This window comes from Actinomyces denticolens (assembly GCF_002072185.1).
Taxonomy (GTDB): Bacteria; Actinomycetota; Actinomycetes; order Actinomycetales; family Actinomycetaceae; genus Actinomyces; species Actinomyces denticolens.
This window is the reverse complement of the sequence record NZ_MVIW01000021.1, coordinates 45,089-55,984: the sequence shown is the minus strand read 5'-3', so window position 1 is coordinate 55,984 and position 10,896 is coordinate 45,089. Positions and strand designations below refer to the sequence as shown.

The 10,896-nt window shown below is 65.9% G+C and carries 13 protein-coding genes and 1 tRNA gene; 12 read left to right on the top strand and 2 right to left on the bottom strand.

Features of this window, described 5'->3' with window-relative positions; all coding sequences use genetic code 11:
• Positions 1-159: 159 nt before the first annotated feature.
• Positions 160-1,209 carry a DUF4862 family protein gene (locus B1H55_RS07580; RefSeq protein ID WP_080461666.1) on the bottom strand — a complete coding sequence of 350 codons (1,050 nt, stop codon included), beginning with the start codon at positions 1,207-1,209 and terminating at the stop codon, positions 160-162.
• Between the two features lie 248 nt (positions 1,210-1,457).
• On the opposite strand from B1H55_RS07580, the gene B1H55_RS07575 reads away from it, so the two are divergent.
• From B1H55_RS07575 to B1H55_RS12845, 12 genes are all read left to right on the top strand, one after another.
• A tRNA-Trp gene (locus tag B1H55_RS07575) sits at positions 1,458-1,530 on the top strand.
• Positions 1,531-1,631: 101 nt separating this feature from the next.
• Positions 1,632-1,862 (top strand): preprotein translocase subunit SecE, encoded by a 231-nt coding sequence (gene secE / locus B1H55_RS07570; RefSeq protein ID WP_073451469.1) that lies wholly within the window; start codon positions 1,632-1,634, stop codon positions 1,860-1,862.
• A gap of 61 nt (positions 1,863-1,923) precedes the next feature.
• Positions 1,924-2,643, top strand: coding sequence for a transcription termination/antitermination protein NusG (gene nusG / locus B1H55_RS07565; RefSeq protein WP_073451468.1), 720 nt, complete (start codon positions 1,924-1,926; stop codon positions 2,641-2,643).
• A 234-nt stretch (positions 2,644-2,877) separates the two neighbouring features.
• Complete coding sequence (gene rplK / locus B1H55_RS07560; protein ID WP_073451467.1) at positions 2,878-3,309, top strand: 50S ribosomal protein L11; 432 nt, start codon at positions 2,878-2,880, stop codon at positions 3,307-3,309.
• Between the two features lie 77 nt (positions 3,310-3,386).
• Positions 3,387-4,076, top strand: coding sequence for a 50S ribosomal protein L1 (gene rplA / locus B1H55_RS07555; RefSeq protein WP_073451466.1), 690 nt, complete (start codon positions 3,387-3,389; stop codon positions 4,074-4,076).
• A 350-nt stretch (positions 4,077-4,426) separates the two neighbouring features.
• Positions 4,427-4,948, top strand: coding sequence for a 50S ribosomal protein L10 (rplJ, locus tag B1H55_RS07550; protein ID WP_073451465.1), 522 nt, complete (start codon positions 4,427-4,429; stop codon positions 4,946-4,948).
• A 69-nt stretch (positions 4,949-5,017) separates the two neighbouring features.
• The gene (rplL, locus tag B1H55_RS07545; protein WP_073451464.1) at positions 5,018-5,410 is read left to right on the top strand and encodes a 50S ribosomal protein L7/L12; all 393 of its coding nucleotides are present in this window, start codon (positions 5,018-5,020) and stop codon (positions 5,408-5,410) included.
• A gap of 293 nt (positions 5,411-5,703) precedes the next feature.
• Positions 5,704-6,333, top strand: a complete 630-nt coding sequence (locus B1H55_RS12330) for a hypothetical protein (protein WP_143163816.1) — start codon at positions 5,704-5,706, stop codon at positions 6,331-6,333.
• Positions 6,334-6,622: 289 nt separating this feature from the next.
• Positions 6,623-7,147: a hypothetical protein gene (locus B1H55_RS12325; protein ID WP_143221376.1), complete on the top strand. Its 525-nt coding sequence runs from the start codon at positions 6,623-6,625 to the stop codon at positions 7,145-7,147.
• A gap of 755 nt (positions 7,148-7,902) precedes the next feature.
• Positions 7,903-8,313 carry a hypothetical protein gene (locus B1H55_RS12320; protein ID WP_143163814.1) on the top strand — a complete coding sequence of 137 codons (411 nt, stop codon included), beginning with the start codon at positions 7,903-7,905 and terminating at the stop codon, positions 8,311-8,313.
• An 80-nt stretch (positions 8,314-8,393) separates the two neighbouring features.
• The gene (locus B1H55_RS12850) at positions 8,394-8,633 is read left to right on the top strand and encodes a DUF192 domain-containing protein (RefSeq protein WP_231952787.1); all 240 of its coding nucleotides are present in this window, start codon (positions 8,394-8,396) and stop codon (positions 8,631-8,633) included.
• A gap of 227 nt (positions 8,634-8,860) precedes the next feature.
• Complete coding sequence (locus B1H55_RS12845; protein ID WP_077240483.1) at positions 8,861-9,670, top strand: prepilin peptidase; 810 nt, start codon at positions 8,861-8,863, stop codon at positions 9,668-9,670.
• On the opposite strand, the gene B1H55_RS07530 is transcribed toward B1H55_RS12845, so the two are convergent.
• Positions 9,665-9,991 carry an integrase core domain-containing protein gene (locus B1H55_RS07530; RefSeq protein ID WP_476920307.1) on the bottom strand — a complete coding sequence of 109 codons (327 nt, stop codon included), beginning with the start codon at positions 9,989-9,991 and terminating at the stop codon, positions 9,665-9,667. The two genes, B1H55_RS12845 and B1H55_RS07530, sit on opposite strands and share 6 nt — an antisense overlap.
• Positions 9,992-10,896 lie beyond the last annotated feature (905 nt).

Sequence of the window (10,896 nt, the reverse complement as noted above, 5' to 3'; positions counted from 1 at the left end):
ACCGAATGAACCGTGGGCGGGCAAGGGCCGACAGGCCGGTCCAAGGACACACCCCGCAAACCAGGGGCCGTCAGGTCTCGATTGAGTCAGACCCACCCACCCACAACCAACATAGTGGTTTCAATGACGTTTTCGACCGGTCTCGGCGATTGGGGGCGGTCAGATGCGGGTGGCGTCGAGGATGCGGGTGAGGAATGCCGCGCGCTGCTCGGGGCCGGCCTCGGCTGGAACCTGGCACTTCGCGCCGAGGTAGGAGGCCGGCGCGATGCCCCCCTCGGCATCCGCGGCGGGCTCCACGGCGGCCAGGGAGCAGGCGCGCACGTCCTCGGCGCTCATCACCGATCCGGGCTCGTCGACGTCGAGGGGCAGGTGCCCATCCATCCACGCCTTCGCGTAGCGGGTGTCCTCGGGGCCGGCCCCGGAGAACATGACCCCCTCCAGCGCCCCGGCGGCGCGGGCGAGGCGCACGTGCTCCAGGGCGGTGGCGGCGTCGCGAGCCTCGAGGGCCGAGCGCCCCCAGTTGAGGGACATGCGCACGCGGGGGTGATCGAGGACGCGCAGGACCTCCAGCTCCTCATCGATGCCGAGCAGGCGCTTCTCGCCCAGGTCGGGCGCGACGAAGGCGTCGCAGTGCTCCACCAGCAGCAGCGCGTCGCCCCAGTCGTAGTCGATGATCTGCGACAGCGACTCCCCGAAGGCCTCGGCGCTGTGCGCCACCCCGGGCTCGCCCGAGGGCGCGGAGTGGATCTCGACGGCGGCCACGACCTCGTGTCCGGCCGTCTCCCGCAGGGCCTCGACGCCGTCGCGCACCGAGCGGGTGAAGGCGAGGGCGTCGGCGCGGCCCTGGCGATCGGTGGAGGCCAGGCCGAAGGAGCCGGTGGCCCACACGCGCATCATGGTTCCGGGGATCGCGGTGACGATGTTGCGGTCCCAGTGGGGCGCGAGCTGGGAGGCCAGCCAGGGCAGGCCCGCCGCCCCGCCGAGGTCGTCCCTGAAGGGGATCTCGAGCCCGCGGACGCCCGGGATCCGCGCCAGGAGCCGGTAGTACTCCTCCTGGCCCTCCTGGGACTCGGGCAGTGAGGCGTAGGCGCCGAGGATCGCGTCGGGCGCGGGGCGGGCGGCGCCGCCGGCATCGTCGGCACCGGCGCCGATCGGGCCGGGGGTCCCTGGCGTCGGGAGGGCTGTGGCGGGGTTCCGGGCAGTGGTCATGGCGGCCTCCTCTTGCGAGGTCGAGTGGTGCCGGGGCTGCTCGGGCGCGGTGCGCGGGGCTCGCGCGGAGCGCGCTCCCGAATCGCCGGGCCACCTCTCGTCGGATATCAGACGACGGCCGCTATTTTACCGGATTCCTCCAGGCTGTCTGCCGTTGTTCCAGGTTTTGGAGCGCCGGCAGTGGTGCAGCCCACCCCGCCGCTGTTTCCACTCCCGAGGGAACCTGTGGCAGGATGGGTCACCGCTGAAGGGCAGTGGCGCAATTGGTAGCGCACCGGTCTCCAAAACCGGCGGTTGTGGGTTCGAGTCCCGCCTGCCCTGCTGAGAACGGCGGATCTGTCGGGAGATCCCGTCGGTTCGTCTTCTCGTCCCGTCAGGGATGGCAAGGAATCGGACCGTCGAGCACCCCGAGGATCATGAGAATGAGCGAGAGCGCCGCCAAGGACGCATCCACGCGCAGTGGCAACCCCATCAAGCGCGTCATGCGGTTCATCCGCCAGGTCATCGATGAGATGCGCAAGGTCATCTGGCCCACGAAGAACGAGCTGTGGACCTACTTCGTCGTCGTGGTGGTGTTCATCGTCGCGATCATGGCCTTCACCGGCATCCTCGACACCATCTTCGACCGCCTGGTCCTGTGGGGCCTCGGCTGAGTCCCGCCGCGCCCAGCGCCCACCCGTCAGCCTGAAGAAGCCAGTGGAAAGCAGGTACACCGTGTCCGAAGAGACGCTCGAGGAAACCGCTGTCGAGGAGACCGGCGCCGTCGACGACGCCCCCGCCGTCGACCCGCTGGAGGACTTCCGCAAGGAGATGTCCTCCCTGCCCGGCGAGTGGTACGTGCTGCACACCTACTCCGGCTACGAGCGCCGCGTGGCCGCGGACATCAAGGCCCGTGCCGAGAACTTCGAGATCGAGGACTACGTCTTCGACGCCGTCGTCCCCATGGAGACGGTCATCGAGATCAAGGCGTCCAACAAGAAGAAGGAGGTGTCCCGGGTCCGCATCCCCGGCTACGTGTTCGTGCGCATGGACCTGGACGACCCGGAGACCTCCGATCACGTCTGGCGCACCATCAAGGACACCCCGGCCGTCACCGGCTTCGTGGGGGACCGCTACAACCCGGTGCCGCTGACCTTCGAGGAGGCCGTCTCCCAGCTCGGCCCCACCCCTGAAGAGGTCGCCGCCAAGCAGGCCGCCGGCTCCAAGGAGAGCCGCGAGGAGGGCGGGGCCACGCAGGTCGCCGCCGGGGGGCAGGTCTACGAGGTCGACTTCTCCGTGGGCGAGTCGGTCATCGTCACCGACGGCCCCTTCGAGTCCCTGCCGGCCACGATCTCCGAGATCCACCCGGACACCCAGAAGCTCCAGGTGCTCATCTCCCTGTTCGGCCGCGACACCCCGGCCGAGCTCTCCTTCACCCAGGTGTCCAAGATCTGAGGCCGGCCGTCGGCCCGGCGCGCACGGCGCCGCCGGGAGCGGATGGCGCGGCGAACCGGTGCCGCACGAGTGCGGCAGGCGCTCCCGGTGCCCGGTATCACAGCGCGAGCGCTTGTGATACCGGGCACCGGGCATTATCGGGGTGCCGTGCGGGGGCTAGGATGGGCCCTCGTGCGCTCCTGCGCACCGCCGCGCGGCAGGCGCGCGGCATCCGGACAAGAAAGACCCATACACATGGCACCCAAGAAGAAGGTCTCTGGGCTCATCAAGCTCCAGATCCAGGCCGGCGCCGCGAACCCCGCGCCGCCGATCGGCCCCGCGCTCGGCCAGCACGGCGTCAACATCATGGAGTTCTGCAAGGCGTACAACGCCGCCACGGAGTCCCAGCGCGGCAACGTCATCCCCGTTGAGATCACCGTCTACGAGGACCGCTCCTTCACCTTCGTCCTCAAGACCCCTCCGGCCGCCGAGCTCATCAAGAAGGCCGCCGGCGTGGCCAAGGGATCCTCGACGCCGCACTCCGCGAAGGTCGGCTCGATGACCGCCGCCCAGGTGCGCGAGATCGCCGAGGCCAAGATGGCCGACCTCAACGCCAACGACGTCGAGGCCGCCTCCAAGATCATCGCCGGCACCGCCCGTTCGATGGGCATCACCGTCGAGGCCTGAGGCCCCGGCACCCCCGATCAAGACCCCGTGGAAGGGCCATGCGCGGCCCGTTCACCACGACTGCCAAGGAGAAGCAGATGACTAAGCGCAGCAAGGCCTACCGCGCCGCCGCTGAGAAGATCCAGTCCGGGATCCTCTACACCCCGGCCGAGGCCGTGAAGCTGGCCAAGGCCACGTCCGTGACGAAGTTCGACTCCACCGTGGACGTCGTCCTCCGCCTGGGCGTGGACCCCCGCAAGGCCGACCAGATGGTGCGTGGCACCGTGTCCCTGCCGCACGGTACTGGTAAGACCGCCCGCGTCATCGTCTTCGCCGTCGGCGATCGGGCCGAGCAGGCCCTCGCCGCGGGCGCGGACGAGGTCGGCGGCGACGAGCTCATCGAGAAGGTCGCCAAGGGCTGGACGGACTTCGACGCCGCCGTCGCCACCCCGGACCTCATGGGCAAGGTCGGCCGCCTGGGCCGCGTGCTGGGCCCCCGCGGCCTCATGCCCAACCCCAAGACCGGCACCGTGACGATGGACGTGACCAAGGCCGTCACCGACATCAAGGGCGGCCGCATCGAGTTCCGCGTGGACCGCGCCGCGAACCTCAACTTCATCATCGGCAAGTCCTCGTTCACCGAGGCCCAGCTCGAGGACAACTTCAAGGCCGCCCTCGAGGAGGTCCTGCGCCTCAAGCCGTCGACGTCGAAGGGCCGCTACATCCTCAAGGCCACCATGGCCACGACGATGGGCCCCGGCATCCCGATGGATGTCACCAAGGTCTGAGCGCCCGCGATCGCGCCCGACGGCGCCGCCCGCCCCGCACCGGGGCGCGCGGCGCCGTCGTCATTTGCGCTTCGGGATGTTGGCGGGCGAGCCGGGGCAGGAGCCGGGGAGTGAGCGATCGCACCGCGCGTCGGCCCCCTCCTGGCTTGCGTGGGAGCGCGGTCAACGGGCAGAGTGTGCCTTGCCAAAGACCGCAGGTCTCCCGCGCGAGCGGGACCAAGTCCGCCATGGGCGGAGCCGGCGCAGGTGAGACGAGATCGCTCCAGCATCGCTGGGCCGCGAGCCCCGTGCCCACCGGCGCGGGGCTTCTTCCGTGAGGGGCGCTGCGGCAGACCACGGAAGGAGGGCCCATGGCACGGCCTGACAAGGAAGCGGCTGTTGCCGAGATCGCGGACAAGTTCCGCGCCTCCGGCGCCGTGCTGCTGACTGAGTACCGCGGGATGAGCGTCGCCCAGCTGAAGACGCTGCGCCGCTCGCTCGCCGGCAACGCCGAGTACACCGTGGTGAAGAACACGCTTGCCGCGATCGCCGCCCGCCAGGTCGGCTTCGAGGCATTCGCGGAGGACCTCAAGGGCCCCACGGCCCTGACCTTCGTCACCGGTGAGCCGGTGGAGGCCGCGAAGGCCCTGCGTGACTTCGCCAAGGACAACAAGGAGCTCGTCATCAAGGGCGGTGTCATGGACGGCTCCGTGCTGTCCGCCGACGGCGTCGACAAGCTCGCATCTCTCGAATCCCGCGAGGTTCTGCTCGCCAAGGCTGCGGGCGCTATGAAGGCGTCCCTGTCCAAGGCCGCGTACCTCTTCGCCGCACCGGCCTCCAAGACCGTGCGCACCGTCGACGCCCTGCGCGACAAGCAGGAGGCCGCGGCCTGATCCGGGCCGCGCGCGTCATCCCCCATCCTGCCCGCGCAGGAACCACTTAACCAGGAAGGAACGCCCATCATGGCGAAGCTGACCACCGACGAGCTCATCGAGGCCTTCAAGGAGCTCACCCTCATCGAGCTGTCCGAGTTCGTCAAGGCCTTCGAGGAGACCTTCGACGTCACCGCCGCCGCCCCGGCCGCCGTGGCCGTGGCCGCCGCTCCCGGCGCTGCCGCCGCCGGTGGCGAGGCCGCCGAGGAGAAGACCGAGTTCGACGTCATCCTCGAGGCCGCCGGCGACAAGAAGATCCAGGTCATCAAGGAGGTGCGCGCCCTGACCTCCCTCGGTCTGAAGGAGGCCAAGGACCTCGTCGACGGCGCTCCGAAGCCCGTCCTCGAGGGCGCCAACAAGGAGGCCGCCGAGAAGGCCAAGGAGCAGCTCGAGGGCGCCGGCGCCACCGTCACCCTCAAGTGAGCCCGTCCCCGACGCCGGCTCGCGCCCACGCGGCCTGAGCCGGCGGGGGACCCGCTTGATCATCCTGGGCCCCGACCACCCGCGAGGTGGCCGGGGCCCAGGTGTGTCTGCTGATAGCAGGAGGCGTGAGGGGCGAGCGGGGTTCCGAGGATGTCGAGGGTGAGCGTCTGGAGGGCTGCAATGATGCGCGAAGGGGCGCGGGATGGGGCGGGCGCCCCTAGTCCTCTGACAGCCGTTCTGCTGTACTGAAAGTCGTTCTAATCCTCGACTATTTAGCGTGGAGGTCCAACCTCATGTCCCAGAAGAGATGCAGAAATGAGCGTGGTCAGACCCTGGTCGAGCACTCTGGGATGGCGATTGTAGTCGCGGTGCTCATCGCTGCCATTATCGCGGCTGGTCTGGGAACAGCTGGTACAGACATCGGAAAGACTATCGTCTGCAAGATCCAGAGCGCTATCTCCCAGCTTGGAGGAGGCTCTCCTCTATCTTGTGGCGCGAGTGATAACAAAGCAGACGATAGGAAGCCAAAAGAGCCGTGCGTTGTTTCAGAGAATTCACGAGAGAAGAGCGTCAGCGGGACCTTCTTCGTCACCCTTGAGGGTGGTGAAAGATTAAAGGTCGAGAAAATGAGCGATGGAACCTATAGGATTACAAGGACATATAAAGGTGATGTGAGTTATGAGTTCACCTCGCCGGGAATTAGCGCTAGTGGCACGTGGGATGATCAAAGTCGCGATCATAGCTTTGATGATAAAAGTAAAGGAGGCGGTAAGAATGGTGGGTCAAGCGATAGGAAAGGTTCGAAAGTGGGTGGCAGTGTAGGTAAAAATGTCGCTGCCGAAGTTGGTGCTGCTGTAGAATATTCCACCACCTATGAAGTCGGCTCTAAGGAAGAGATGGGGCGAATGGTGGACTATTTCTAAAATCAGATCACCAATGACACTACCCCTGTTGTGGATCCAATTAAAGGGATCTACGATTATGTTACCGACTCTCATGGTGCTCGGACATACAAGCTTCCCAAGCCGAAATCGCATACCGTTGAGGGCGGTGTGCGTGGCAGCCTGAGTGGTAGTGCTAAACGCCGGCCCAGCCTCGGCTGGGGCTCAGGCAGACCTATCCGGAGCCCTGGGGGCGACCTTTGATGCAGATGGCAGTGCCACTTACTATTATAAGGCCAATGTCTCCCTAACTGCTGATGGAACCATTCAAGTGAATCCTGTCGCAACCGATATTCATGGTCAAGCCAATGGTATGATGGAGTCGATGATCGCCGTTAAGGTCGATTTTAACGGAAAGCCGCTGACTACGACGATGACGTCTATTGTTAATGGTGAGGTCAAGGGTGAGATTCTCAACCCGCTGATCGGTGACGATCCGGGAATCGGCAAGGAAGGCGGGCAAGTGGTTGAAACTCAGGTGGATATGACTAATCCTGCTTCAGCTGAAAAGGGATATAATCTCATGCTCGCTGCAGGGATTCCAGTGTACGGGGTGGTGCAGACTTTGGGTGGCCATAACCCTTATGAGGAGTTCGTTGAAGAAGCTAAAGCCAATGGTACAGCAACGAAGAGAAATATTGTTGCCGACGACAATGCGAATCTAGCCCTCGACGTTTCTGCAAAGGGGGATGGCTTCAATTTCGGAATTGGGTATACGGATGAGAGCAAGTCTGTGAACTACAGTGGAGGCGAGTACCGGGATGGAACACGGTGGGTGACGTGGGACAAATGCTAGACTTGAAAGAGGAGTTGACGCTCATGGCCTCATCATGTATAAAGGGAGAAGCGGTACTCTCGCGTAGGGGTATAGGGGGACTCGCTCTGGTAGGAGGTGTCGTCGTGCTGGCGGGCTGTGATTCAGGTAGCGCGGATGACGGTGCTATGTCTCGATCTTCCGCGAGTCAGGCAGGGGCTTCCGTTGAGCCGACTCCGGTGGAATGGAGGCCGGCCAGCGAGGTTCCTGCAGTACCGGATCTGCCTTCGAGAGGGGTCAGGCCCACGTCTCCAAAGGGCAAGCCGCTGCAGATGTACGGTCTGACCTTGACGGTACCTGAGGGGGCTGCGTCTCAAGAGTGGACCGATGCTTATGGTGCGCTGGAGACGACAATTTGGCCAGATGGTGCGGGAACCGAGATCCCGCGGATCCTCGTTACCTACGCGGACGATGCAGGGCGTAGTCTGAATGCGGAGGGGTTTGCTCAAGAAACTCTTCTCATGAGTCCGACGCGTGAGAACACGTATGTCGCGAGGACCGCTGAGACTTGGCCGATAGGTGATGAAGAGGTAGAGGCGTTTATCATAAGTTGGACTCATTCGGATGGTGGATCCGCGGGTGCGACACCAAAGACAGTGGATCAAGTGTGTTTTTATGTGTCTGACGGAAGCGCAGGGTTCTGGCGGATTATCGCGATCGCTGAGCCAGGAAAACTAGCGCAGGGGACACCTTTATGGGACATAGTTTTTAGCGCTATTGCCGCGAAAAATTGATCCATGGTGCGTAGGCTTCATGCTTGGAATCTTCTTGCGGTGTCGGCGGGAAGTTTTGTGTCCGTGCTCTTATATAATCTTCTCATTGTCGCGATTCCTGGGGCTATTGACGTGTTCGGGCTCGCTGATCCTAATGCGGGCTTTCCTCTATTGTTCTTTGGAATTGAAGGGCTGCGGCAGGCTCTGGTCTTTCTAGTTGGGCTTATCTGGCTTCGTCGGCAGGAGGGTTACTCGAACCGCTTGTTCGGAGTCATCTACTGCATTGCCTACGGACTAATCACAGCCTTGCTCGTGCTGCTGTTCCAGTTATTGACCACGGGTGGGACCAACCAAGCGATGCTCCATGACGCCGTCGCTATTCTCATTGGTGCCGGAGTTGGCGCCTTCCTTGTTGAGCCACGCATGCATGCGTGACGACAAGGGTGTGGAGAAGGGGCGCGCCTAGGGCGCTCGCCCCTCGTGCACCCTATCGTTGCTCGCCTAGAGTCGGGTGTATGACGTCGACATCCCCTGTGTGGTCCTCCGATGATCCATCCGTTCTACCGCTTCTCATCGTGGATGGGCGCGTGACCTCGGTCCGCGTGTGGACGGCTCGCACTCGGGCTGAGCGCAACAAGGGTCTTCTCGGCACCGACGGCATCGCCGGAGCCCTCTGGATCCCCCGCTGCAACTGGATCCACTGCTTCGGTATGAGGTACGCGCTCGATGCGGTCTATCTATCCAGGGCGGGATAGGTCGTCACCATGACTACCCACCGATCAGGGCGCATGGGCGCGCCCCAAGTCTCCGCCACCGCCGTCGTCGAGATGGAGGAGGGGCAGGCGCACGCCCTCGGCATCCAGCGGGGCTCGGTCCTCACCATCACACAGATGCCGACCGGGAGCGGTTGGCCCCCAGACGGGGCGTCGAACGCGCAAGAACCCATCGCCCGCCCCTGCCGTGAAGGGGGCATGCGGGCATAATGCACGGCATGAACTGGCTTCTCGCAGCTGAGGCCGCTGCCATCGTGGGACTGGCCGCAGGTCCTGTGGCGCGATGGGCACGGAACTACGTCCACAAACTCGCGCGCCCCGAGGCGCCCGGGGGAAGCGAGCCGTCTGGGGAGCCGCGCCCCAGTGCTTCCCCTGAGCTAGCTGAGCCATCGTCGGCTCACGAGAGAACCGCTGGCCTAGGAGCAGAGGATGCCGACACTCGAGCCGAGTGGCGTCCCACTCTGCGTCACCTCTGGCTCCTAGGGCCGTTGCCGCAGGCCGTGCTCGCACTGGTCACCTGTGGCGGCGCGGCATGGTGGGGGAATCGGACCGGCGCCCAGGTCCCGGCTGCGACAACCCTCCCAGTCCTCGCCCTCCTAGGCGTTGCCGCCAGTGCCGACGCCGTCGCTCACATCCTCCCCAACCGGCTCCTCGGCTGCGCCTCAGGATGGCTCATGCTGTGCGGCGGCGGCGCTATCGCGATGACGCCCGCGCTAGCCCATAACGCCCTGCGAGCCGTGCTCTGCGCCCTGGGCGCGGGGGCCATCAGTCTCCTTGCCGCCCTGATGCGCACCGGCCTCGGACTCGGCGATGTCAAGCTGTGCGCCGTCATAGGACTCTGGCTCGGATGGTACGGAGCCATGATGCCCGTGCTCGGCCTCTGGATCGGGATCATGGCCGGGGGCATCGGGGCGCTCGCGCTCCTCACCCTCCGGCGGGCAGGCCGTAAGGACCCCATGGCCTACGGTCCCTACCTGATCCTGGGCTCCTTCATGGCATGGCCGCTAGCGGTGCTATGACGCCGAAATCTCCGAGATGGATTCTCCCGGGTTTTGTGGAGGGGGTTGTTGTCGCGCGGCGGCCTTCTGGTCGTCGCGGTGGGTGTCGTAGTAGAGGGCCTCAGCGGCGGCCGGGGCCATGTAGTCGGGGTTGTAGCGGTGCGGGCGGGTGGTGTTGTACCAGGACACCCAGTCGGCGGTCGCCGCTTCGACCTCGTCGCGTCCCTTCCAGGCGTGCATCCAGATGAGCTCGCCTTTGCAGGGGCTTGCTTGAGGGCTTCGGCGGTGACGTTGCCTGTGGGAGGAGGCCACTTGCCCGGTGGAGGCTCCGGGTCGCCTCATCGGTGGGCCGCTGGCTGTAGCGGATCGACAGGTACTGCGCCCCATGGTCCGAGTGCTGGATGGGCCCTTTGAGACTGCGCCCCTCGGCTGCCCCTGGCCCAGGCGGCCTGGTCCGGGGCTTCGAGCGCGAAATTTGGTGCCCCCGTCACGGTGGACCCCGCCCAGCCGACCACCGCCCTGGAGCACCGGGCCCCGTGACGAACGCGGCGCACCACGAGCCCGGACCAGGCGCCGAGCGTGGGCGTACGTCCACGACCCACCGCCCATTCGGGGCGGAAGCGGCGGGAGTCGCGGCGCAGTAGGTCCATGGGGGTCTGGGCGCATCGGGCGGGCCTGGTGGCGCGCATCGACCTGCCCGGACCCGACGCCCGTCAGGCTGAGGGTCCTCATGCGCCGCCCGGGGCATTGGACGCTTGCGGCGCCGCGATACGCTCATCGAGGCGCGCGTCCCACAAGCTCCCTCGCGCTGGGAGGGCGACAGCGGGCGGCGCGGCCAAGTCGACGGATGAGGCGGTCCTGGCGGCCCGGGCTCCGTCAGGACCCGGCAGAACCGGCGCGGGCCCCGAGCCCCTTGTTGTCCACGGGTGAATCCCACGAGGTCTGCTACCGGCAGGCCGGGCACCCGCCTGGGCGGACATGCGCGCTCGCCTTGCGCCCGATCTCGTTGGCCCTCCTCAGCTCGCGGCTGGCGGCCTCCAGCACCCTGATCCTTCGGGTGTCGTCGGTGGTGGTCCCGGATCGCTGACGGGCGTCGACCTAGCGCCCGGCAAGAGCCCAGCCGTGCAGCGTCTCGGCGCCCCGCCGGGCTCGTCGCCGACGCGCTTGAAGCAGCCCTTCGCGAGGTCGGGGTCGGCAAGGGCGAACCAGGCACAGCCGAATCCCTCACCGCCCCACGCTCCTCGGGG